The sequence below is a fragment of the Campylobacter sp. RKI_CA19_01121 genome, assembly GCF_025771295.1.
GTDB lineage: Bacteria > Campylobacterota > Campylobacteria > Campylobacterales > Campylobacteraceae > Campylobacter_D.
In genome coordinates, this window is sequence record NZ_JAKMQA010000004.1 from 1 (window position 1) to 22,885 (window position 22,885).

Genomic DNA, 22,885 nt, shown 5'->3' on the forward strand with positions numbered 1-22,885 from the left:
AGGTTTGAATAAAAAAATAATGTTATAAATTTTTAAAAGAATTTTTTACTAAAAGTATACTTAGCAAAATAACCAGAACTATTGTAAAAATTTAATCTTATTTTCTAAAATACTTTTTGGGGTAAGTCCGATGAATTTTTCATTTATTTTGCCTTTTTCATCGTAAAAAACTATCACAGGCACACCATAAATTCCACCCACAGCTTTAGATAAAAATGAGCTTGCTTTGGCTTCATATAAAAGTGGCAAATCTAGCTTTTTTTTCAAAAGAATTTTTTGAGCTTCTTCTTTTGAATTAACTCCATTTAACACTGCTAAAATAGGAAAATTTCTTTCTTTATAAAGCTCGTTTAACATAGGAATTTGCACATTACATGCACCACAATCTTGCGTGAAAAAAAATAAAGCGTAAGCTTGATTTGCATTTTGTGTTTTTAAGGTTTTTTCAAAACCATCATATTTGAAAGTATAGTTTTGATTTGAATTTAGGGTTTGAAATTCGTTATTTGAGCATGCACTAAAGAAAAAAATGCTTATTAAAGCCAAGAAGCAATAGAAGCTTTTAGTTGCAACCATGGTTTTTCTCCTATAATTTTATCTTGCACAACTCCATCTTTAATGACAAAAGTAGTTGGCACCGCAAAAACACTAAATCTTTGCCATGAGATATCTAAATCATCTTGCAAAAATGTGATATTTTTATAATCATATTTTGTAGCAAATTCTTCAAAATCTTTACCCTTATCTATAGAATCAAGCGCTAAAATAGTGATTTTTTTAGGGTATTCGTTAGCTAGTTTTTCCAAAAGTGGTAAATCTTTTAAACAAGATGCACAACCTTGCTCCACAAAGGTTAAAACGATAAGATTATCAAAATCAGCTAGTTTGATTTTCTCACCTTCTAAATTTTTAGCTGCGATTTCTGGTGCTTTTAGACCTATTTTACCACCATTTTTATTGTTGTTTTCAAAACACGCACTTAAAAAAACTAAACATAAACAAGCTAAAATTATACTTTTAATTTTCACTTTTCATCACTCCATGGCTTAAAATGATAGTTCTATCAGCAAAGGTTGCTAAGTCTGGATTGTGGGTGATTAAAACTATGGTTTTACCATCTTGTTTTAATTTATAAAAAAGTTCTAGAATATTTTTTTCATTTGCCTCATCTAAATTTCCAGTTGGCTCATCTGCTAATAAAATTTCAGGATCATTCACTAAAGCTCTTGCTATGCATAGTCTTTGTTGTTCCCCGCCACTTAGTTGGCTTGGTAAATGCGTAAGTCTGTGTGAAAGCCCTACTTTTTCTAGCGCCATTATAGCGTCTTTTTGCTCTATACTTGAGTGATAAAACTGAGCTAGCATAACATTTTCTAAAGCATTTAAATAAGGTATTAAATGAAATTGTTGAAAAATTAAGCCTATTTTTTCTCTTCTAATCACGCTTTTTTCTTCTTCGCTTAAATTTCCAACTTCTTTATCATCTAAAAAATACTCCCCACTACTTTGAGTATCCATCAAAGAAAGTATATTTAAAAGTGTTGATTTACCTGAACCTGATGGACCCATGATAGCTAGCCATTCACCTTGCTTTACTTCTAGGTTGATATTTTGCAAAGCTTTAACTTCTTTAAAATTACGATTTAAATTTGAAATTTTTATAATATTTTTCATCACTCACCCTTTAAATTTTCACAAACATTGATCTTTAAGGCTTTTTTTAGTGGTAAGATGCTTGCAAAAAATGCAAATACCAAAGAAACAAGTACCGCAAAAAATACTGAAAGCAACCTAAAATCTATACTTGCATTAAAAATCAAATACCCAAAAATATTTGCCAAAAAATATCCACAAAAAGCACCGAGCAAACTAGCACTTAAACTTAAAATAAATACTTCAGCTCCAAAGAGCTTGATGATTTCTTTATGCTTAGCTCCTAGTGCAAGGTGCAAGGCTATTTCTTTTTTTCTTGAAAAAATCACCGCACTAAGAGTGGTATTTACACTCAAAGAACTAATGAGTAAAATAGTTAAACTAATCAAAGCCATTAAAGATTTGATCTTTTCTAAAATCACACCTTCGCTAATGGACACTGAAGCTATGACTTTGGCTTCTACATTGCCCTTGCTAAGCTCTTTTGCTTTTTGATCTAAACTTTCATAATCACCTAGCAAAATAGCTTGAGCATAATTTATCACTTCTTTAGCTGCTAACTCTTGAGCTTTTTTTAAAGAAATGATTAAAACCCCATCTTGCTCATCATTGCTTCTTAAAATAGCTTTGATTTTTACTTTGACTATTTTAGATATATTTGGATTATAAATTTGTAATTCTTGTCCTATTTTAAGCTCTAATTGTTTAGCTAAATCAGCTCCCACAAAGGCACTATCTTCGCTAAAATCGCTCAAAGAAAAACTTCCTTTTAAAACTTCCATAAAAGGTTTGGTAAGCTTTAAATTTGCAAAATCAACCCCAACAACTACCGCACTTGAGCTTTCAAGATTATAAAAACCATATAAAAATGGGGTTAAAGCTTTTGCTTTCAAGTTTTCTTTGGCTTGATTAAATTCATCCATGCTTAAAAACTCATCATCTTTTGGCGTGATGATAAAATTAGCTCCATAAGCTTTTAATTCTTTAGATAATTTTGTGTCAATATCAAAATAAATATTAAAAAATGAAGCACTAACCATAGCACCCATAAACACAGCTATAAAAATAATACAAACTCTTTTATAAGAAAAAATAAGAGATTTAAAAACCTCTTGCATAAAAAAATTATTTGCCATATAAAACCTCTGAAGTAGAAAGTTTAGAAATTCCTTTGATAGAAAACAAACATCCTAAAAATACTATAAGCACTGCAAAAAATAAACAAATTGGTAAAATAATCCAGGAAATTTCAATGGTATGTTCAAATATACTCAAGGCGATAATCTCTGACATACCTATACCAAAAGCAAAGCCCAAAACAGCCCCAACTAAAGCTACCACAACCCCTTCTAACGCAAAAATCATATAAATTTGCAAAGTGCTAGCACCCAAAGCTTTTAAAAGTCCTATTTCGCTTTTTCTTCTAAAAATATCTGCACTCATTAAAGATGATATGGCTATGGAAGCTACGATTAAACATATAATACTAACTACTGCCATTAAAGATTGAATTTTAGATACTATCAAACTTTCTGCATCTGAAATCGCACTCACTACTTTTGTGCTAGCACCTTTAAAATCTTCTGCGATTTGATAAGCAATAGAACTTACATAAGCAGTACAATACCACTGATCATACTCAAGCTGATCAAGACTATCTACATCGCGTCTTGCTTTTTGTGCTAAATCATTTTCAGGTATAGTCAAAGCTGAAACTTCTGCTTTAGCAAATAAACCTTCTTTTTTAGAAAGCTTTTGTGCTAAAAGTAAAGAAGTAATGATTTTATTTGAAAAGGCTTGAGTTAAGTCTATAATACCAACAATTTTCACTTTAAAAAATCGTTCATTTTGCACAAGGGTGATTTCATCATCTATTTTTAAATCATACTTTTGTGCTAAGTCTTTTCCTAGCATTATTTCATCTAAACTATCATCTTTTGGATAATTTCCTTTAATTTGACTATATTTGTATAATTCTTTAATACCTGCATAAAAATCATCATCATCTTGAACCTTTATAGCCTTATCAAAATAAGTTCCCACTAAAGAGATATTTTCATAATTTGCATTTGGAGTTTGAATTTTTACCTGGGTATCTAAAAATGGCGCAAAGGCATTGATATTATTTCTCCAAAAAATTTCTTTTATAGTATGAAGCTTATTTTCTTCTAAAAAATTTTGATTTTTCAAAGGCTCATAGATTTTATTACCCACTTCTACACTTAAACTTGTACCTTTAGGTAAAACTAAAATGTTTGACCCATAACTTCTTAATTCTTTTGTAATTTCATTACCTATACCCAAAGTAAGATTTAACATAGTAGCCATAAGTAAAGTAGCTAAAAAAATGGTTAGTAAAGCTAGAGATTTTTGAATTTTATTTTGAAAAATGGAATTTTTTACAATCTTAACTTGCATAGTCATTTCCTAATAAATTATGAATTCTATATTTTGAAGTCTTATTCATATCGATGTATTTTAAAGGATCGTTTTTAAACTCTTCATAATTTTTTTCATTAGCAAAAAAATATGTTCTACCTTTATAAACATAAGACCTTGGCGCTTTTAAATTAATAAGCTCAGTATTATCAATAGGATCATAAACTTTCTTTTCTACTACTTGAGTGAAAAAATTCACCCCATCTAAAATTTCTGAAAAAGGTATAATAACCTTACCATTTTCAAATTTATACTTCATAGGGATAGGATTACACCCACCTGCCTTACCTACACTTGGTAAGAAAATTCTAACATTACATGAGATACAAATTAATTCTCCACCTTTTTTAACATACCCCATATCCCCACATATACTACAAGCATCAAAAACAGCTACTGGCGAGTCTTTATCTTCTCTTTTGTTAATTAAAAAAAATCTCACCACTTTACCCTCATCACTAATATAAGCAAAGCGATGTAAGTTATTATCTCTTAAAATCGCTACATCAAAGACAAATTCATCATTTTCATTTGGCTCTACATAGGTTGGCTCGTCTATGGTTACCGGTCTTGAAGCATGCAAGTCATAAAAAAGAAAAATACAAAGACTTAAAATCATAGCACTAAAAATACTTGCACTAAAACTAGTTATAGTTGAATTTTTTGCTTGATTTTTTCTAAATTCTATATCAAAATCTTTTTTCTTGCTGTTTTCACTCACTCTTTGCTTTAGAGCTAAAACTATACAAATTCCTAGCAATAAAAACCATACATAAGTATAAAATTTAGCATAATACACACTTTTTGCCACATAGCTTAAATACAAGCTTTCTGTTTCTACCACGCCTTCTCTCATAAGGTGTAATAAAATTTGCGCTAAAGCTTCATTTAGATAAAAAATCACGATAATAAATAAAAATAAATTTAAAAACTTAAATTTAAATTTCCTTAACCATCTTGTAAAAAGATAAACCCCAAAACACATAATAAAAGCAAGTAAAATAAACCCAAAAGAGCTAATCGCTAAAGAATCTAAAAAATTAGTGCTTAATATAGGAAAATCAATAGAAATATGTAAGTATTTTATACCAAAAGCAAAAGATAATAAAAAAAGCAATATTGCTTGAATTTTTTCTTTTAAAAAATTATTTTTCATAAAAGAAAAAATGATAACATCCAAAAACAATAAAACAAATAAAATATCATTAGAAAAATACAACAAATCATAATTTAGTGTTTTAGCGCTAATAAAAAAAGCAAAATAAGAAAAAACAAAACCCACAAAAGCAAGTTTAAACACTAAAGAATTTTTTAGATTATAAAAAAATAAAGCACTCAAAAGCGCATAAGAAAAAAATGCTCCAAAAAAATGTACAAAATAAATCGACATAGGCTCTTCTTTAATAGAATTTATTTATAAAATCAATAATTTCATAAATAAACCCTAGCAAAAGCTAGGGAAAAAATCACTTAGGTTTTCCTGTGTATTTGAAGTTATATTTAACTGAAAATGGCTCAAACCACTTACCAACACCTGTTTCTTTATCAACATGGCGTCCAAAACCTTGTTTTTCTGGACTTTCTATTAAAAATACTAACTCGTAATTTCCAATGCCTGTATCCATTTTTAAATTTGCACCATAGTGAGGGCCATCATCTGCTACCATAGGCATAAGAGTTCCTGTTTTTACTTTACCATTATCAAGATTAGTTAGCTTATAAGCTATAGTTAAATAAGGGATCCAAAAGCCTTCTGGAAAGCCGTTTTTATTGCCCTTTAATGCATGAATATCTGCTTCAAGGTGAATATCTGCTAAACTAGCTGCAAGATCAATCCCTCTTGGCTCCATTTCGATTGGCTGTAAATAAACCGCTGCTATTTCCATACCATTTAATTCATAAGGATCGCCAATTGGCACCTCTGCTGCAAAAACTGAACTAGCTAAAATACTAGCTGCTGCGCCTAAACTTAATAAAGTTTTTTTCATATTTTTTCCCTTTTATTTGAAATTTGCTTTGTTATAAAAATACCCATAATGAGTAAGATTAAAACCATAAACTGAGGTATGATGCTCTCATAGTAAGGATAAATTCCAAGCCATAAAATTCCTTCAAAATCAAAAGGAAGTAAGCTTGGGGTGATAACCTTAGCTTCTATGAGCTCACCAATGCCTTTGCCTGTAAAGACAAAGACCATGTAAAAAATAATGTATGAAGTTATATAGAAAAATTGTTTTACTGGTATTTTTAAAGCACCAGCTTTTAATAAATAATAAAGTATGATAAGTATAATTAATCCACTAGCTAATCCTATAAATATAAAACTATAATCTGTGCTTGTTTTTGCATCAAATAATAAAGCCTGATAAAAAAGAATAGTTTCAGCACCTTCTCTATATACAGCTAAAAACACACTAAACCATAAGGTTTTTGCTGAATTATTTGATATAGCTTCAACTGCTTGGGTTTTTATGCGATTTGCCCATTTTTTATTTTGTGCATTTGATAAAAGCCAAAAACCTACATAAAATAATAATGCAACAGCCACAAGCATAGTAATGCCTTCTAGCAACTCTCTGCTTTGCCCTGCTTGTTCTTTAAAAATCCATGAAATAAAAAATGCTGTTACAAAACTTAAAAATACCCCACTCCAAAGTGCTGAATATACTATATTTAAACGCTTTTTATTACCACTTTGAACTAGGTATGAAACTATAGCTACAATAATAATTAAAGCCTCCAAGCCCTCTCTTAAGATAATACCCAAAGCCCATATAAATAAAGACATAGGTGAGGATTCTTGAATTTTATCTAAAGAGCCTTCCACTAAGGCACTAAGCTCGTCAAAATTTTGTTTTAATTCTTCTTTAGAAGCACTTGCTTTAATAAGTGCAACACCTTTTGAAAAATAACTTTCTATTTTTAATTTTAAAGCACTATCAATAGCACCAATTTTACTTTCCATGCCACTTGCTTCAAAAATATCCAAATACACATTTTGCAAAGCATCTATACTATTTAAACTAAATCCCTCATAATTTTGCAAAATATCATTAAGAGCAATTTTCATATCATCATATACTTTAGTATAGTTTTTAGCACTCATAGTACTTTCATCAAAGCCTTTAACTTGAAGCAAGGCTAATTCTTCTTTAGGTAGAGCTAAAAACGCTTCATATAATAAATCTGATATGTTTGAAATTTCATCTCTAATAGTTTTTTCATCTAAAGTATTAGCATTGATTTTTCTTATAATAGTTCTAAGTTTAGTTTGAATTTTTTTATCCACTCCTGCCTTAGTATATCTTGCCACTAAAACTTCTACTTTTGAATTTCTATAGTCTTCAAACAATGCTGATTGAATCAAATCTTTAGCTTTTTGATAGTCTTTATTTACAAACGCTAATGCAGCCTGATCAAGCTTTGAAATCATAGAATCCATTAAAAATTGCAACCTTGCATCCAAAGTCGAAGCTTCTTGTAAAGCTAGCAATGCTTCATCTTTTTGAGTGTCTTGCTCTTGAGCAATCAAACTTTGAGTTGAGTTTTGTGAAGTTTGTTCTTTAACATTCTCTCCAAGCAAAGCAGCAAACATCGCTTCAGCTTGTGCTTGGCGTTCTTTTTCTGCTTTTAAAGATGAGTTTTCAGCTGCTTTTTTATCATAATTTACATCACTAGCTTCAGCTTTAAGCTGGAAGCCTTTTTCTAAAATAGGAACTATTTCATCTAAATCAAAATACAAACTACTAATCAAAGCTTCTATTTTAGAAAAATCTTCTTTATCTTTATATAACTTTCTTAAATTAACAAATTTACGCTCCATAACAATGGCTTTTCTACCAACATTACGCCCAATAGAGCCTTCCATGGTTTCAAAATGCTGAAAGTATGCATCTTCTGCTTTTTTCTTTGCTTCTAAATTTTTATTTTCTTTGTATAAAATCATACTTTCATTTAAAATTTGTTTGATTGCTTGGGCTTCTTTTTGATAATCAATCTCTCTAGCATAAACAATAGTACAAAATAAAAAAATTATCAACAAGCTTATTTTTTTAAACACTATTTTACTCCGAAATGATATTCATTTTTAAAATCATAGTCGCAAGTATAGTACTAGCTTTCTTAAATTTAGATAAACATTATCATTATTTATTTCATAATAAATCAGATAAAAATACTACAAAATGCTACTTTTAGCTACAAAATAAGCTAAAAAATTATTATTTTTAAGAGTATTGTTTATTTTTTATTTGTTTTAATCATAAAAATAAGTTTTTCTTTGCTAATATGTGGTGGTTTTAAAAATTCAAGGAGTTTTTGTGCTAGTAATTACCCATGAAAAACCAAGCAAGCTCAAAAAAATGTTAAAAAATTTAGGTTTTTGGGTGATTATAGGAATAATAGCTGGTATTAGCCTTGGTTTATTAGATAAAGAACTTGCACTAGCTAGTAAAATCGGGGTAGATTATTTTATACAAGCTTTAAAATTTTTAATAGGGCCTATTATATTTTTGACTATTGTTTTAGGAGTTGTTAGCCTTGAAAGTCTAAAGCAAGTTGGAAGTATAGGCGCTAAAGCTTTGTTATACTTTGAAGTAGTGAGTACTTTTGCTTTAGCTATTGGTATTTTTATGGCAAATATCATGGGACCTGGAAAAGGAATGAATCTTGATCCAAGTACCTTAGATAAAGATAGTGTAGCTCAATTTGTCAATAACAATATAGAAATAAGCGCACAAAATGAAATTTTACATATTTTAAAAGACGCTATACCTACTGATATCATCGCTGCTTTTAGCGAGGGGAAAACCTTGCAAATCTTAGTTATAGCCCTAGCTTGTGCTTTTATTATTTCACTTATGAGAATTGATGAGAAAAAAGCTATACAAAAAACCTTAGAAATAATGCAAAGTTTTGTTTTTAAAATCCTAGAAATCATTATGTATTTTTCTCCTATTGCTGCTTTTTCTGCGATGGCTTTTTTAGTGGCAAAATATGGACTTGATTCTTTGTTAAATTTAGGATATTTACTTGTTGTTATGCTACTTGCTTCTTTGCTCTTTATCTTTGGAGTTTTAGGACTTATTTGTTTTATTGCCAAAGTAAATATTTTTAAATTTATGCGTTTTATTTCAAGAGAAGTTTTGATAGTTTTTGCTACAAGTTCTAGCGAATCAGCATTAGCTCCACTTATGAGAAAGCTTGAAAAAGCAGGAATTTCAAAAGCCACTGTGGGTTTGGTATTGCCAACTGGATATAGTTTTAATCTTGATTGTACTAATATTTATTTGGCTATGAGTTTGATTTTCCTTGCACAAGCTTTTAATGTAGAGCTTTCTTTAACGCATGAAATTAGCATTTTAATCGTACTAATGATAGCTTCAAAAGGTGCTGTTGGTGTAACTGGTTCAGGTTTTATCATACTAGGAAGTACGCTGGCAGCTTTATCTAATATGCATATTGCAGAAGCTAACAATGGCTTAGGAGCAAGTTTAGGCGAGGTTTTACCAGTAGCTGCTATTTCTATACTCTTGGGTGTGGATAAGTTTATGTCTGAAATTCGTGCAGTAGGAAATTTATGCGGTAATAGCGTAGCAGCTTTAATCGTAGCTATTTGGGATAAACAAATAGACTGGGAAAAGTTTCGCTACGCTCTTGATAATCCTAAAGAATTTACTAATGCGGGTTTTGATTAAAAAACCTCTTTTTGTATTTTTTCTACATATTTTTCTCTTAGTTTTTGGGTATAAAAGCCTACTTTACCATCATTAATCACCTTGCTATCTGCTTTTATAACACCTAAAATCAAAAAAGTAGCCGCAGAAATAAATACCTCATCAGCCTCATATACTTCTTTCATACTAAAAGCTCTTTGATCTACTTTAAGATCAAGTTCTTTGGCAAATTTCAAGATATTTTTGCGGCGAATTCCTGGTAAGATTTCATTAGAAAATGGCTTAGTAATTAAAGTTTTATCTTTTATAATAAAAGCTGAACTACTAGAAGCTTCCGTTACTAAAGCATTTTCTACCATAAAAGCTTCAAAAACCTTAGCTTTTATAGCTTCTTCTTTTGCAAGACATTGAGCCAATAAAGAAATTGATTTTATATCCCTTCTTTTCCATCTTAAATCAGCTGTTGAAATAACACTTACCCCATTTTTAGCATACTCATGCTCAATCACCTTGCATTCAAAAGCAAAAGCCATAATAGTAGGTTTTAATCCCTTCAAAAGAGCAAAATTTCTACTAGCAACCCCTCTAGTAACTTGCATATAAAGCCCACCTTCTTTAAGAGAGTTTTTAATGATTAATTGCTCTAAAATATTTTCAAATTCTTCTTTTGTATAAGGAATTTGTAGTTCAATTTGAGCCAAACTACGCTCAAAACGCTCCCAAAATTCTTCTTTGTCAGCTATTTTTGCATTTACCACAGGAACTACTTCATAAATTCCATCTCCAAAGATAAAACCTCTATCAAAAACACTCACTTTAGCTTCACTAGCTTTTACAAACTCATCATTTAAAAACACCACTTCCATTTCTTGCATAAGTCCTCCTTTTAATCAAATAAATCAACAATATCTTTTGGCAAATCAAGCTGATTAGAATAATAAAAATACTTAGCTAAAACTAAAATTCCTATATAAAATTCTATCTTTTCATCCAAAAATTGCTCTATGTAAGCATGGACATTTTGAATGATTTCTTTTGCTCTATGCGGATTAATTAAATAATAATCAAGCAAAGCTTCTACATTTTCATAATCATCATCAATCAAAGCAAAGTGCTCATTTGGAACTAGCTTTCCTTCCATAAACCAAGTTTCATAGCGCATTTTTGGTGCCAAAACTAAAGAATTTGTTCTCATCGCCCACTTTAAGTTGCTTGCTACATCATTGCCTTCTAAAGAAAGTAAAAATTTAAACTGAGTTTGATAGGCTCTACTGATTTTAAAATTTAAATTTTTAATCCATTTTTCGGCTTGAATTTTTCTACCACCAACATGAGCAATATCACAACGAGGATTATCAAAATACTTTTCAAAAAATTTAATACGATGAGGTTGATAAATTGCGCCTCTAAAAAAAAGCAAATCTTCTTTATCTTCAAATTGGTTTTTATCTTGTATAAAATCAAAATGTCTGTTTTTGTCTAATTTTAAAATGATATTATTAAAACCATTTTCAACCGGTCTTGATTTAGCTATACTTGGATATTTAAGATTATAACTAATATCCCCAAAACCTTTAACCCATAAAAAATCATCATCAAAATACTTACTGATTGCATAAGCATCGTAAGCATAAGAAGTTTTTTTAAAAGGAAATTTTCCTATTTTTTCATAATTTTCAAATTTTTTTATATCAAAAAAATCATTTTGCAGATTATAATAATTTAAACGAGTAATAATATTATCTATATTTTTTGATTTTAAAATTTCTTTTAAAATATTTTGCAATTGATTTTGATAAATTTTTCTAGGTATAAAACTTTTAGCTATGCCTTTTACATTCATCATAAATCTAGAATCTGCCATTTTTCTTCCATTTTGATATTAAAATAATATAAATTTTAACACAAGAATTCATTTACAAGACTTAAAAATTTAGTTTAATTAAAAACAAAAATGTTAAAATCACAAAAATCACATACTAATTGGGTAAAAAATGAAAATACAAGAATTTATTTTAAACTTTATTTTTAAAGTTTCAAACCAACCTGTTAATTTAAAAGATTTATTAGAAGCAAACGCCTTACTTAATGAAGGCATGATGGTAGATCCTGCGAAATTAAATTTTAAATTTAAGGTGTTTAATTCTTATCTTATTTATGCATTTTTTTGCATAGCTATTTTAGTTCCTATGCTTATCATTAGTCATTATTTTTTAACAATTATTGATTTTCATATTAGTATTTTAAGTGCTGTTTTTGTAACCGCTTGTGTTTTTATTGGCTATGATATTTTTAAAATTTACACTAGAAAAGCAATAAGCAAAAGATTATTAAAAAAAGCTTGGGTTTTGCATTTTCCATATTTTGCTTATGAAAAATATTCAAAAATAGCAGAAAATATTTATAACCAAGCCATTAAAGAAGAAATCCCAAAAAACCAACTCGAGCAATATATTTTAGAAAAAATCATTCAAACACAAGATTAATCTAAAAAGTCTAAAACTTGATTTTGAAAATATAGCGCCTCAAGCTGTCTTTGAAGCTCTTTATTTTCTTCATCTAAAACAAGTTCTTGCGATCTTAAATCCGCTATATCTCTACTTACATAATAAATTTGATTTCTAATATAAATTTGTGGGAAAAATATCAATAAAGCAAATGCTATTATCAAACCTGCGTATATTAAATTTTTAGGACTTAAATTTTTATTCTCCTCACTTACTATACTATCTAAAAGTTCATATTTATCTTCTTGATTATACTCTTGGTTTTCTTCAAGTCTTACTTTTTCTTCTAAAATTTTTTGTTCTTGCTTGGCTAATTTTTCTTTTTCTTTTAATTCCTCTTGAGCTTTTCTTAGTTTTTCTTGTTCGATTTTTTTTTGCTCTTTTAATTCTTGTTTGAGTTTAGCTTTTTCTTTTCTTTTTTCTTTTAAATCTTGAAATTTTGAAGTGACAAAAACATTGCTTTGGGTAAGAATTTTAGATATTTGAATAGGATCTTTATTTTCTTGTTTTTTTTCTATTTTTCTTGCTTCTTGAGTTGATTTGTTACTTTTAAGCGTTTTAGAATTTGCAATATTTTTTTTATCGAATTTTTCTTTTTGCTTTTTGAAAAAATTAAGTTGTAATTTAAAAGGCTTTTTTTCTTCTAATTTAACATTAATCAAATCTTCTTTTAAATAAATAGCAGATTGCTTCCTAGGTTTTTCTTCATATTCTTCATCAAAATCTGTAAATTTAGGTCTTTTTTTACGTTGTATTCTATTTTTTAGTATACGATCACTTTCATTAAAATTTTGCTCATATTCTTCATAAGGCCTACCTTCTTTAATAGCCCTAGAATATTTCAACATTTTTTCACGTATATTTTGCTTTTCTTTTAAAAAATCATCTTCAACCATTATTTACCTAAAATAAAAAATTCTCATTTTTGCACAACTTGATCTGCTATTATAGCTTATTTCTTCTTTGGAGGCACTTATAGCTTTTTTACTTAAAATTTTCCCAAGACTATGATTTTTACCACATTCACATTTTATGGCTCTTTCATCACAAATGCAGTCTTTTTCCCATCTTTTAAAAGTATTTTTTACTATCCTATCTTCCAAAGAATGAAAACTAACAATGGCTAATTTACAATCTTTTAATTTTGCTTTTTCTATGTTTTCAAGCAAGGATTTTAATTCGCCAAGCTCATTATTTACTTCTATACGCAAAGCTTGAAATACAAGCAAAGCTAAAGATACATTACGCCCTTTTAGCTTAGCATTTCCTATAATTTGACTTAATTCTTTTGCGCTTGTAATCTCTTTTTGACTTCTTGCATTAATGATTTTTTGAGCAAGCATTGAAGCAACCGGTGTTAAATCTCCATAGTCTTTAAAAATTTGCTCCAAGGCTTCCTTGCTGTAAGAATTTACCACTTCTTTAGCGCTTAAAGGATTATTTTGATCCATTCTCATATCTAAAAAATCAGAATTTAGTGAAAAACCTCTATCATTTTTGTCAAGCTGCAAAGAAGATACACCGATATCAGCTAAAATTCCTCTTAAGTTTTGCGTTGGAATTTGAGTTAAAATATCTTTAAAACCTATATGATTAAAACTTATCCTATCTTGAAATTTTTTTAAAAATTCTTTAGAAAAATTTAAAGCTTCTAAATCTTTATCACAAGCAATTAATCTTAGTTTCTCATGAGCTTGCAATAACGCCTTAGAATGCCCTCCATAACCCAAAGTGCAATCTAAAAAATCCCCACTATCAAAATCATCAAAAACATCTAAAACTTCTTGCAGTAAAACAGGAATATGTGGACTTTGCAAAATAAACCTTTAAAATATTTTTTAGTATAATATCTTAGTTAAGTTTAAAACAAGGTTTTTAATGAATAAAGAAAATATCATTTCTCAAATCAAAATACTTTCTACTTCAATGTTTAAAAAAAATTTTTTTGGAATTTGCCACGGATCAGTTTCAGCAAAACTATCTCAAAGTTCTTTTATTATAAATAAAAATGACACTTTTTTAAATCAACTAGATGAAAAAAGTTTAAGTATTTTAAAATTTGCAAAAGATTATAGCTGGGATGAGGCAAGTAGCGATAGTGAAATCCATAAAAGTATATATGAGAACATACCTGAAGCCAAATTTATATGTTTTGCCTGCCCAACCTATACCTTATCTATGAGTTTAAATCATGATTTTATAACACCTCAAGATTATTTTGGTGAAATTTTTCTAGAAGAAATTCGAGTTTATAATCCTAAAAATTATGAAGATTGGGAGGATAGATCACAAACTGAAATTTATCGTTATATGTTAGAACAAAAACAAAATTTTGTTGTTGTAAAGGGCTATGGTATATTTGCCTATGGTAGAACAAGTTATGAATTAGGTAAAATTATAGATTTAATTGAAAATTCTTGCAAAATTATCCATTTAGCGGAAACAAATTTATCATAATAATTTAAAATTAATCTTTTATTAATCACAAATTATTTATAATTTATAGTTTAATTTATTTAATCAGATTGGGGTAAAAATGCTCACTTGGATGCAGCATCATAAAAAATACTTAGTTGTAACTATTTGGATTAGCGTTATTGCTTTTGTTGGAGCAGGTTTTGTTGGTTGGGGGAGTTATGATTTTAACACCGATAGATCTAGTTCTGTTGCAAAGGTAGGCGATGAAAAAATAAGTTATGATGAGTTTAATCTTAAATATTCTCAATTATTTAGCTATTATTCTCAGCTAAACAATGGCAATTACACACAAGAACAAGCACAAAAAGATGGCTTAGACACCCAAGCTATTAATGAACTTATACAAGAAAAACTACTACTTTCTTATGCTAAAACCTTGGGTTTAAATGTGAGCGAGGAAGAAATTGCTTATGATTTAGCACATCAAAAAATCTTTCATAATGCTTCAGGTGTTTTTGACAAAAATTTATACTACAATCTGCTTGCAAGAAACAACTATACACCAAAAACTTATGAAAAAATCATTCACGATGAGTTATTACTTAAAAAAATCAATGCTATTTTAAATTTACAAATCAAACCAAATGAACTTGATATGTTTGGCGCAAGTTTTTTAATGCAAGATAGTTTAAAAGTTCAAGCTATAAAACTTGATAATAAAAACATAACAATGGATGAAAAAGAGTTAAAACAAACTTGGGAGAAAAATAAAGAGCTTTATAAGACGCAAAAAAGTTACGAGCTTGCAACTTATTTTTTAAACCCTGATATAATCAAAATTGATGACAAAGAAATCCAAGCTTACTATGAAGAAAATAAAAATGACTATAAAGATTTTGCAGGGAAAATTCTAAGTCTAGAACAAAGCAAAGATAAAGTTATAAAAGATTTAAAACTTTCTAAACTTAAACTTAAAGCCAATGAAAGCTATGTGGCTTTGAGAAAGAACGAGCTTAGTTTTGATAAAAATATCACAATCAGCGATGCTGATATTTATTATCCTTTAGAAAATATACAAAAAGCTAAAGAAAATGATTTTATTAAGCCTTTTAAATTTGAAAACGGCTATATGATTGCAAAAATTATAAAAATAAATCCTATACAAACTATGACTTTTGAGCAAGCTAAAAACGAAGTAAGTAAACTTTACATTAAAGAAAAAACTAAAGCCTTATTAGAAGAAAAAGCAAAACTTGCCCTAGATAATTTCCAAGGCATAGACATAGGAACTTATAGTCGCGACTCAGCTAAAAATGCAAAAGTAGGTGATATGATGAATGATGCTGAATTTAGCGAGTTTTTAATGCATGTATTTGACTCAAACAAAGCTAAATCTTATGTATTGTTTGATGATAAAGCAATTGTTTATGAAATCACAAAGCAAACTTTAGAAAATAAAAATAAAGAAGAAATTTATAAATTTATCATAGAGCAAAGCGCTAAACAAACTAAACAAGCTTTACTTAAGGAAGAATTATTAAAAAAACTTATAGAATTATATCCAATTCAACGCTATTATAAAGGAAATACAAATTGAATATTTTAGGAATTGATTTAGGCTCAATACAAACTTGCGCCATATTAGCACAAAAAAGCGAAGAAGGACTAAAAGTCATTGGTTTTGGAAAATCAAAATCAAATGGTATAAAAAAAGGAGCAATTACTAATATAGAACTTGCTTCAAAATCTATAGAAGAGGCAGTAGCTGATGCACAAATGATGTCAGGCGTGCATTATGATAAAGTAATTGTATCTATTTCAGGTGCTTACGCAAAAAGCGTAGATAGTATAGGTGTAGTTAATATACCAAATCATGAAATAGGTATTAAAGAAATTCACAGAGCAGTAAGCACAGCAAAGCATACTGCAAATATACCTAGTGGATATGAAATCATTCATGTATTACCTTATAATTTTAAAGTAAATGATCTTGAACATGTAGAAGATCCTTTGGGAATGAGTGGAAATCGCCTTGAAGTTTCTACGCATATTGTAATCTCGCAAGAAGTGCATATTAAAAATCTAAAAAAAGCTGTGGAGCTTGCTGATCTTAGAGTAGATAACATCGTTCTTTCAGGCTATGCTTCTTCTATTGCTTGCTTTGATGATAGTGAAAAAGAATTAGGTGCTATTTTAATCGATATGGGTGGAGCAGTTTGCGATATGGTCATTCATGCGGGTAATTCTATACGCTACAATGAATGCTTGCAAATTGGCTCAGTAAATATCACCAATGATTTATCCATAGCTTTACATACCCCACCAAAAGAAGCAGAAAAACTAAAATTAAATTATGCATCTTTAGCACAAAATGAAAACTCAATTATACAAATTCCATACATGGGTGATGAAAAAAGAAAAAATGAAGTTTCAGTAGAAGTCATATCCAATGTAATTTATGCAAGAATTGAAGAAACTATTATTATTTTAGCTAAAATGCTAAGCGATAATGCTTGTGCAAATCAAGCAGGAGCAGGTATAGTATTAACAGGTGGAATGACAAAATTTGCAGGACTTGACAAGCTTGCTTCAGCTTATTTTGATAATAAAGCTGTTAGAATAGCGACTGCAAAAAAAGATACTATGGATGGTTTTAAAGAAATTTTTGAAGATGCAGAAAATAGCTGTGCTATAGGTCTTTGTTTGTATGGTGGTGGGCATTTTACTCCTTATGAATTAGATTCTAATGAGAAACTAAGATATAAAGGAGAGCCTGAGTTTATCAATAAACAGATCAAACAAAATCTTACCATAGATGAAAACGAAGAAGAAAATAAAGATTTTGAAGAAATTTTTCAAGATCAAAAAGAATTTGAAGATGAAAAAACAGAATTAGCAAAAATAGAAACAAAGAAAGATAAAAAAACGAATTTAATGCATAAATTTTGGAATAAATTAATAAACCAGTTCTAATAGGAGACACAATGAGCGAATATCTAGTGGAAGAAATGCAACACGCAAAAGGTGCAAAAATAAAAGTCATAGGCTGCGGTGGCGGTGGCGGTAACATGATAGATCATATGGTAAATATGGGTTTACATGATCTTGATCTTATTTCAGCTAATACTGATGCACAAGCTATAGCTAAATCTTTAGCAAAAACTAGAATTCAACTAGGTGAGAAAAAAACCAAGGGTTTGGGTGCTGGAATGCAACCAGAAATTGGGGCAGAAAGCGCAAGAGAAAGTTTTGAAGAAGTAAAAGCTGCTTTAAGTCAAAGCGACATAGTATTTATTTCAGCAGGACTTGGTGGTGGAACTGGTACAGGTGCAGCTCCTGTTGTAGCACAAGCTGCTAAAGAAGTAGGTGCGCTAACTGTTTCAGTTGTAACTATGCCTTTTGCATTTGAAGGAAAACAAAGAAAAAAATTAGCAGAAGCTGGTTTAGCTGAATTAAAAAAAGAAAGTGATTCTATCATTGTAATCCAAAACGAAAAACTTCTTAGTATACTCCCAAAAAAAGCAGGTATAAAAGAAGCATTTAAACTAGTTGATGATATTTTAGCTAGAGCTGTTAGGGGTATGGTGTCTATCCTTTTAGAAGATGGCGATATTAATGTTGACTTTGCTGATGTTAGAACTGTTATGAGCCACAGAGGTTTAGCACTAATGGGCGTGGGTCATGGAGAAGGTGAAAATGCTATCATGGATGCATTATCAAGTGCTATAGAATCTCCATTATTAGACGGCATGACCATGAAAGGCGTTAAAGGCGTAATCATCCATTATAAAATTGGTCCTGAATGCTCATTGATAGAAATTTCACAAGCTACTCAAAGCATTAGCGATATAGCAGATGAAAACGCAAAAGTAATCTTTGGTGCAACGACTGATGAGAGTATGGGTGATCGCGTTGAAGTTACTATCATTGCTACAGGTTTTGAAGATAAAGCTGAAATAGAAAGCGCTAAAGAACAAGAAGAAAGTAAAAAAAATAGCTATATGAATTTACGTAAAGCTAGCGGTGGATTTGATGAAGAAGTGATTTCTCAGCTTGATGTTCCTGCTTTCTTGCGTCGCCAAATGGATTAATTTTTTAGTAAAAATCCTTATATGAATTCTTCATTATTATGTGATTTTTACGAACTAAGTATGGCTTATGCTTATTTTAAACAAAATATGCATAAGCAAATTGTTTATTTTGAAGTTTTTTTTAGAAAAGCTCCTGATAATGCTTCTTATGCTGTTTTTTGTGGATTAGAACAAATCATAAATCATATTAATCATTTTTCTTTCTCTAAAGATGACATAGATTTTTTGAAAAATACTAAAAAATTTGATGATGAATTTTTAAACTACCTTTCAACTTTAAAATTTAGTGGAGATATACTAAGCGTTAAAGAAGGTGAATGCGTTTTTGCTAATACTCCTTTAATGATTATTAAAGCACCTATAATAGAGGCTTTATTGTTAGAAACTTTCATACTTTTAACCCTAAATCATCAATGTCTAATTGCCACTAAAGCTAGCAGAATTACTCAAATTGCAAAAGAAAAATTGCTTTTAGAATTTGGCTCTCGCAGAGCCCATGGAGAAAGTGCAGCTTTAAATGGTGCTAGAGCTGCTTTTATCGGTGGTTTTCATGCAAGTGCTTGTACTTTAGCTGGGAAAAAATTTAATATTCCTATTAGTGGAACCATGTCTCATGCTTGGGTGCAAATGTTTGATGATGAGCTAAGTGCTTTTAGGGTATATTGTCAAATTTATAAAGATAATATAAGTCTTTTGATTGATACTTATGATTATAAAAAAGGCATTGAAAATGCTATTTTAATTTTTAATGAGTTAAATGCGCAAGATTCTATGCAAAATTATTCTATCCGTATTGACTCAGGAAATTTGCTTAAAATCTCTAAATATATTAGAAAAAAACTAAATCTTGCTGGATTAACAAAATGCAAAATCATAGCTAGTAATACTTTAGATGAGTTTATCATAGAAAAATTACTAAAAAACAAAGCCCCAATCGATGCTTTTGGCATTGGAGAAAAGCTTATTACTTCGGCAAGTTCGCCTATTTTTGGAGCTGTTTATAAGCTTGTTGCATTAGAAAAAAACAATCAAATCATCCCTAAAATAAAAATCAGTGCAAGCTCAAGCAAAACAACCTTGCCACATTTTAAAAAACTCATAAGGTATTATAAAGAAAATAAAGCAAGTTTTGATATCTTATATGCACATGATGAAAGTATTAAAAATTATCAAGGTTATACATATAAAAATTTACATGAGCTTATTTTTAAAGATGGAAAATTAATCTATGAGCTTCCTAACTTGAAAAATATTCAAGAGTATCATAAAAAAAGTATTGATAGTTTGGATTTTAAACTAAAAAAACTTCAAAATCCAAGTATTTATAAAGTAAAAATTTCTAAAAAATTACAAAATATGCAAAAAACTTACTTAGAAAAAAATTAATCTTTTTTTCTAAGTTTTACCTCATCTTCTACTTCAAGTAAAAATCTATCTACAAGCTCATCTTCTTTTAATTTTGCCACTACTTCGCCATGTCTTATAACTAAACCTTGATTTTTTCCAAAAGCAATAGCCACATCAGCACCCTTAGCCTCGCCCAAGGCATTTACAACACAACCCATAACACTTATATTTAATGGTTCTTTTATATGCTTAGTTTTTTCTTCTACTATTTTAATCGCTTTGATCAAATCACTTTGAATTCTTCCACAAGTTGGACATGAGATGATATTTACTCCACTTTTTTGCACTCCACTATCTTGCAAAATAGCCCTTGCTACTTTAATCTCTTCTTCAAGCTCCCCTGTCATAGAAACTCTCATTGTATCGCCTATACCTTTTAAAAGCAAATTTCCTAAAGCAATCGAGCTTTTAACCGTGCTATGAAATTTAGTCCCTGCCTCAGTAACTCCTAAATGAAATGGATAATCACAAAGTGGTCTTAGAGCTTCATAAGCTTTTATGGTATTTTGCACATCTGAAGTTTTCATAGAAATTTTAATATCAAAAAAGTCTAAATCTTCTAGTAATTTTATATTATATAAAGCGCTTGCAAGCATAGCTTCTATATTATAACCATATTTATCGCTAAATTGCTTTTCTATAGAGCCATGATTTACCCCTATTCTAATAGGAATTTTTCTTTGTTTACAAGCTTGCACCACTTCTTTGATATTTTCTTTTGAGCCTATATTTCCTGGGTTAATTCTCACCCCATCGATAAATTCAGCACAAAAGACTGCTAGCTTATGATTAAAATGTATATCCACTATTAAAGGTAAGGGACTTTTTGCTTTGATTTCTTTTAAAGCTCTTGCATCTGCCATATCCAAACAGGCTAAACGCACTATATTTGCACCAGCAAAATAAAGTCTGTTAAGCTGCTCTAAACAACCTTCAATATCTCTTGTTTTAGTAAAAAGCATAGATTGCACTGAAATAGGAGCATCTCCACCTATTAAAACATCACCTACTTTTATTTGTCTTGTTTTGTACCTTGTCATTAAAATCACTCTAAAAATATTTTTAGAGTATTATAGCCCAAAAATGGGCTATATCATTAATCTTTTTTATTTTTATTAAGAGATTTATATTTTATATCTGTATCTCTTGTTAAAAGGGTAAAAATTTGATTTGTCAAATCTTGAGTAAGTTTTTTAGCTTCCATTTGATTTTGCAATGAAAAATCAACTAAAATTTGCTTTGCTTTGTTCTTATCTTTTTTATAAAGACTTAAATATTCTTTTTCCATAGCTTCTTGTTTTAAAGATGTGTCTTTTTCAAATTTAGCATAAGCATTTTTTACGATAGGAGCATATTTATTATAATCACTCATTACAAGAGTTTGCAACTTGCGATAAATCCAATAAATTGATTTATCATCAGCTTCATTTGTTCCTTGTTGATATCCTGCAATAAACTCATCATTACCAAAATAATAAGGCAAATACACACTCAAATCAGCCATTCCTATTGCGACATAATTTAATCTACCTATTTCTTTAGGAAGCCACGGTCTAACTTGCATAATGTGAGATTCATAAGTTCTAAACACACTCACAACACGGTAAATGTTTTCATTTTCATTGAAATTTGCATATGGATCATATTTTGTTCCATCATAGTGCGATCTTAAAGCTTTTTTTAAATCATCCACACTAAGTTTTTGCTCAGGTTGCAAAAACACATTAAAATTAGCACCATTTTTTACATCTTGATTTAAAGATGGATTAAACATTTTTTGTATCCACCAAACTCTAGGATAATTATAAGTTAAATCTCTATCATCATTTCTTGTATAAACTTTAAAAAAATCAAAATCCTTATCCACTTTAGGATTATACGCTTTATGTATTATGGCAAAATTTATTAAATTTTTAGAATGCAAGGTATTTTCATCGTTGAATTTTAGTTGTTTTAGCCTACCTTGATTCGCACTAACAAAATACGAATTATTAGGAATTTTTACAGCCATCCACTGATGTGCTGTGGCACTTTCTAAATACCAAATTTCTTTAGAATCCACAAAAGCTACTCCAAAACCCTCAGTAGCTCCTTGTTTTTCTATAATATCACCCAATAATAAAACACCTTCTTTTGCACTTTTAATTCTTGGAAGCAAAACATCCAAAATATCATCTTCACTAATGCCATTTTTCTCATTATAAGGATCAAATTTTAAAAGTTCATCTTTTGCATAAATTGATTCAGTAGCACTTATCCCAACACCCATTTCATTAAAACCAGTAGCACCGTGTAATTTACTTTGCCAATTAGCTATGGTACTATATTGAAAAGATTTAGTAGGCAAAGGGTAAGTAAAATCATTCATTCCTTGATGTGCTTTAGTGCTATAAATACCTTTTTGATTTTCAACTCTTGGGTGGATTAGAAAAACTTGTGCTTTATCTGCCTTACTATCAGCACTTCTTGCAACCAACATAGAGCCATCTTTACTTGCTTCATTTGGTACTAAAATAGTAGTGCAAGCTAAAGTATTATTAAACAAAGCACCAAAAAGTACACAACCTGCAAGAAAACTAAACTTTTTCATTTTCTCTCCTTTAAATTTAAGAAATTAAAAAAGTATATTCTTATCAAAATAAATTTAAAATTAAAAATAAAATATTGTTTTTATTATAAAATAATAATTATTTAT

21 protein-coding genes are annotated in these 22,885 nt (G+C 29.3%); 7 read left to right on the top strand and 14 right to left on the bottom strand.

Features of this window, described 5'->3' with window-relative positions; translation table 11 throughout:
* Window positions 1-78: 78 nt before the first annotated feature.
* The 8 genes from L8T90_RS02570 to L8T90_RS02605 all read right to left on the bottom strand — a co-directional run bounded on the left by L8T90_RS02570 (window position 79) and on the right by L8T90_RS02605 (window position 8,152).
* Window positions 79-576 carry a TlpA family protein disulfide reductase gene (locus L8T90_RS02570; protein WP_263736632.1) on the bottom strand — a complete coding sequence of 166 codons (498 nt, stop codon included), beginning with the start codon at window positions 574-576 and terminating at the stop codon, window positions 79-81.
* Entirely contained in the window at window positions 537-1,028 is a 492-nt protein-coding gene (locus L8T90_RS02575) for a TlpA family protein disulfide reductase (RefSeq protein WP_263736633.1), read from the bottom strand. The genes L8T90_RS02570 and L8T90_RS02575 overlap by 40 nt, the downstream gene beginning before the upstream one ends.
* Window positions 1,018-1,674 carry an ABC transporter ATP-binding protein gene (locus L8T90_RS02580; RefSeq protein ID WP_263736634.1) on the bottom strand — a complete coding sequence of 219 codons (657 nt, stop codon included), beginning with the start codon at window positions 1,672-1,674 and terminating at the stop codon, window positions 1,018-1,020. Before L8T90_RS02580 ends, L8T90_RS02575 begins: the two co-directional genes overlap by 11 nt.
* A complete protein-coding gene (locus L8T90_RS02585; RefSeq protein WP_263736635.1) occupies window positions 1,674-2,789 on the bottom strand; it encodes an ABC transporter permease in 1,116 nt (371 codons plus the stop codon). The genes L8T90_RS02580 and L8T90_RS02585 overlap by 1 nt, the downstream gene beginning before the upstream one ends.
* Entirely contained in the window at window positions 2,779-4,071 is a 1,293-nt protein-coding gene (locus tag L8T90_RS02590; RefSeq protein ID WP_263736636.1) for an ABC transporter permease, read from the bottom strand. The genes L8T90_RS02585 and L8T90_RS02590 overlap by 11 nt, the downstream gene beginning before the upstream one ends.
* Window positions 4,061-5,482: a Fe-S-containing protein gene (locus tag L8T90_RS02595; protein ID WP_263736637.1), complete on the bottom strand. Its 1,422-nt coding sequence runs from the start codon at window positions 5,480-5,482 to the stop codon at window positions 4,061-4,063. Before L8T90_RS02595 ends, L8T90_RS02590 begins: the two co-directional genes overlap by 11 nt.
* Window positions 5,483-5,558: 76 nt before the next feature.
* Window positions 5,559-6,080 (bottom strand): ferrirhodotorulic acid transporter, periplasmic binding protein, encoded by a 522-nt coding sequence (locus tag L8T90_RS02600; RefSeq protein WP_012661874.1) that lies wholly within the window; start codon window positions 6,078-6,080, stop codon window positions 5,559-5,561.
* Window positions 6,077-8,152 carry an FTR1 family iron permease gene (locus L8T90_RS02605; RefSeq protein ID WP_412174994.1) on the bottom strand — a complete coding sequence of 692 codons (2,076 nt, stop codon included), beginning with the start codon at window positions 8,150-8,152 and terminating at the stop codon, window positions 6,077-6,079. The genes L8T90_RS02600 and L8T90_RS02605 overlap by 4 nt, the downstream gene beginning before the upstream one ends.
* A 301-nt stretch (window positions 8,153-8,453) precedes the next feature.
* Between L8T90_RS02605 and L8T90_RS02610 the strand changes: the two genes are divergently transcribed.
* The gene (locus L8T90_RS02610) at window positions 8,454-9,788 is read left to right on the top strand and encodes a cation:dicarboxylate symporter family transporter (RefSeq protein WP_263724967.1); all 1,335 of its coding nucleotides are present in this window, start codon (window positions 8,454-8,456) and stop codon (window positions 9,786-9,788) included.
* Here L8T90_RS02610 and L8T90_RS02615 read toward each other — a convergent pair.
* Both L8T90_RS02615 and L8T90_RS02620 read right to left on the bottom strand, forming a co-directional pair.
* Window positions 9,785-10,642 carry a D-amino acid aminotransferase gene (locus L8T90_RS02615; protein ID WP_263702178.1) on the bottom strand — a complete coding sequence of 286 codons (858 nt, stop codon included), beginning with the start codon at window positions 10,640-10,642 and terminating at the stop codon, window positions 9,785-9,787. The two genes, L8T90_RS02610 and L8T90_RS02615, sit on opposite strands and share 4 nt — an antisense overlap.
* 11 nt (window positions 10,643-10,653) lie before the next feature.
* Window positions 10,654-11,631, bottom strand: a complete 978-nt coding sequence (locus tag L8T90_RS02620; RefSeq protein ID WP_263736638.1) for a glycosyl transferase family 90 — start codon at window positions 11,629-11,631, stop codon at window positions 10,654-10,656.
* A gap of 130 nt (window positions 11,632-11,761) precedes the next feature.
* Here L8T90_RS02620 and L8T90_RS02625 point away from each other — a divergent pair, with 130 nt between their 5' ends.
* Window positions 11,762-12,253: a hypothetical protein gene (locus tag L8T90_RS02625; RefSeq protein WP_263724963.1), complete on the top strand. Its 492-nt coding sequence runs from the start codon at window positions 11,762-11,764 to the stop codon at window positions 12,251-12,253.
* Here L8T90_RS02625 and L8T90_RS02630 read toward each other — a convergent pair.
* Window positions 12,250-13,170: a hypothetical protein gene (locus tag L8T90_RS02630; protein WP_263724962.1), complete on the bottom strand. Its 921-nt coding sequence runs from the start codon at window positions 13,168-13,170 to the stop codon at window positions 12,250-12,252. The genes L8T90_RS02625 and L8T90_RS02630 overlap by 4 nt on opposite strands.
* A 3-nt stretch (window positions 13,171-13,173) precedes the next feature.
* Window positions 13,174-14,091, bottom strand: coding sequence for a 16S rRNA (cytosine(1402)-N(4))-methyltransferase RsmH (gene rsmH, locus L8T90_RS02635; protein WP_263724961.1), 918 nt, complete (start codon window positions 14,089-14,091; stop codon window positions 13,174-13,176).
* A gap of 61 nt (window positions 14,092-14,152) precedes the next feature.
* Here rsmH and L8T90_RS02640 point away from each other — a divergent pair, with 61 nt between their 5' ends.
* The 5 genes from L8T90_RS02640 to L8T90_RS02660 all read left to right on the top strand — a co-directional run bounded on the left by L8T90_RS02640 (window position 14,153) and on the right by L8T90_RS02660 (window position 20,169).
* Window positions 14,153-14,731, top strand: a complete 579-nt coding sequence (locus L8T90_RS02640) for a class II aldolase and adducin N-terminal domain-containing protein (protein WP_257397147.1) — start codon at window positions 14,153-14,155, stop codon at window positions 14,729-14,731.
* A 79-nt stretch (window positions 14,732-14,810) separates the two neighbouring features.
* Entirely contained in the window at window positions 14,811-16,289 is a 1,479-nt protein-coding gene (locus L8T90_RS02645; protein WP_263736639.1) for a peptidylprolyl isomerase, read from the top strand.
* Entirely contained in the window at window positions 16,286-17,665 is a 1,380-nt protein-coding gene (gene ftsA / locus L8T90_RS02650; RefSeq protein WP_263663486.1) for a cell division protein FtsA, read from the top strand. Before L8T90_RS02645 ends, ftsA begins: the two co-directional genes overlap by 4 nt.
* 11 nt (window positions 17,666-17,676) lie before the next feature.
* Window positions 17,677-18,783: a cell division protein FtsZ gene (gene ftsZ / locus L8T90_RS02655; protein WP_039626779.1), complete on the top strand. Its 1,107-nt coding sequence runs from the start codon at window positions 17,677-17,679 to the stop codon at window positions 18,781-18,783.
* Between the two features lie 21 nt (window positions 18,784-18,804).
* Window positions 18,805-20,169, top strand: a complete 1,365-nt coding sequence (locus L8T90_RS02660) for a nicotinate phosphoribosyltransferase (RefSeq protein WP_263736640.1) — start codon at window positions 18,805-18,807, stop codon at window positions 20,167-20,169.
* Here L8T90_RS02660 and ispG read toward each other — a convergent pair.
* Both ispG and L8T90_RS02670 read right to left on the bottom strand, forming a co-directional pair.
* On the bottom strand, window positions 20,166-21,230 hold the full coding sequence (gene ispG, locus L8T90_RS02665) for a flavodoxin-dependent (E)-4-hydroxy-3-methylbut-2-enyl-diphosphate synthase (protein WP_412174995.1): 1,065 nt from the start codon (window positions 21,228-21,230) through the stop codon (window positions 20,166-20,168). The genes L8T90_RS02660 and ispG overlap by 4 nt on opposite strands.
* A gap of 56 nt (window positions 21,231-21,286) precedes the next feature.
* On the bottom strand, window positions 21,287-22,780 hold the full coding sequence (locus L8T90_RS02670; RefSeq protein WP_263736641.1) for a C69 family dipeptidase: 1,494 nt from the start codon (window positions 22,778-22,780) through the stop codon (window positions 21,287-21,289).
* Window positions 22,781-22,885: the final 105 nt, after the last annotated feature.

Coding starts and splice junctions, on each gene's coding strand:
- L8T90_RS02585 (WP_263736635.1), bottom strand. CDS start 2,789: ATGGCAAATAATTTTTTTATGCAAGAGGTTTTTAAATCTCTTATTTTT.
- L8T90_RS02645 (WP_263736639.1), top strand. CDS start 14,811: ATGCTCACTTGGATGCAGCATCATAAAAAATACTTAGTTGTAACTATT.
- L8T90_RS02580 (WP_263736634.1), bottom strand. CDS start 1,674: ATGAAAAATATTATAAAAATTTCAAATTTAAATCGTAATTTTAAAGAA.
- L8T90_RS02630 (WP_263724962.1), bottom strand. CDS start 13,170: ATGGTTGAAGATGATTTTTTAAAAGAAAAGCAAAATATACGTGAAAAA.
- L8T90_RS02660 (WP_263736640.1), top strand. CDS start 18,805: ATGAATTCTTCATTATTATGTGATTTTTACGAACTAAGTATGGCTTAT.
- L8T90_RS02625 (WP_263724963.1), top strand. CDS start 11,762: ATGAAAATACAAGAATTTATTTTAAACTTTATTTTTAAAGTTTCAAAC.
- ftsZ (WP_039626779.1), top strand. CDS start 17,677: ATGAGCGAATATCTAGTGGAAGAAATGCAACACGCAAAAGGTGCAAAA.
- L8T90_RS02570 (WP_263736632.1), bottom strand. CDS start 576: ATGGTTGCAACTAAAAGCTTCTATTGCTTCTTGGCTTTAATAAGCATT.
- L8T90_RS02620 (WP_263736638.1), bottom strand. CDS start 11,631: ATGGCAGATTCTAGATTTATGATGAATGTAAAAGGCATAGCTAAAAGT.
- L8T90_RS02615 (WP_263702178.1), bottom strand. CDS start 10,642: ATGCAAGAAATGGAAGTGGTGTTTTTAAATGATGAGTTTGTAAAAGCT.
- L8T90_RS02670 (WP_263736641.1), bottom strand. CDS start 22,780: ATGAAAAAGTTTAGTTTTCTTGCAGGTTGTGTACTTTTTGGTGCTTTG.
- L8T90_RS02640 (WP_257397147.1), top strand. CDS start 14,153: ATGAATAAAGAAAATATCATTTCTCAAATCAAAATACTTTCTACTTCA.
- L8T90_RS02595 (WP_263736637.1), bottom strand. CDS start 5,482: ATGTCGATTTATTTTGTACATTTTTTTGGAGCATTTTTTTCTTATGCG.
- L8T90_RS02610 (WP_263724967.1), top strand. CDS start 8,454: ATGTTAAAAAATTTAGGTTTTTGGGTGATTATAGGAATAATAGCTGGT.
- L8T90_RS02590 (WP_263736636.1), bottom strand. CDS start 4,071: ATGCAAGTTAAGATTGTAAAAAATTCCATTTTTCAAAATAAAATTCAA.
- ispG (WP_412174995.1), bottom strand. CDS start 21,230: ATGACAAGGTACAAAACAAGACAAATAAAAGTAGGTGATGTTTTAATA.
- L8T90_RS02600 (WP_012661874.1), bottom strand. CDS start 6,080: ATGAAAAAAACTTTATTAAGTTTAGGCGCAGCAGCTAGTATTTTAGCT.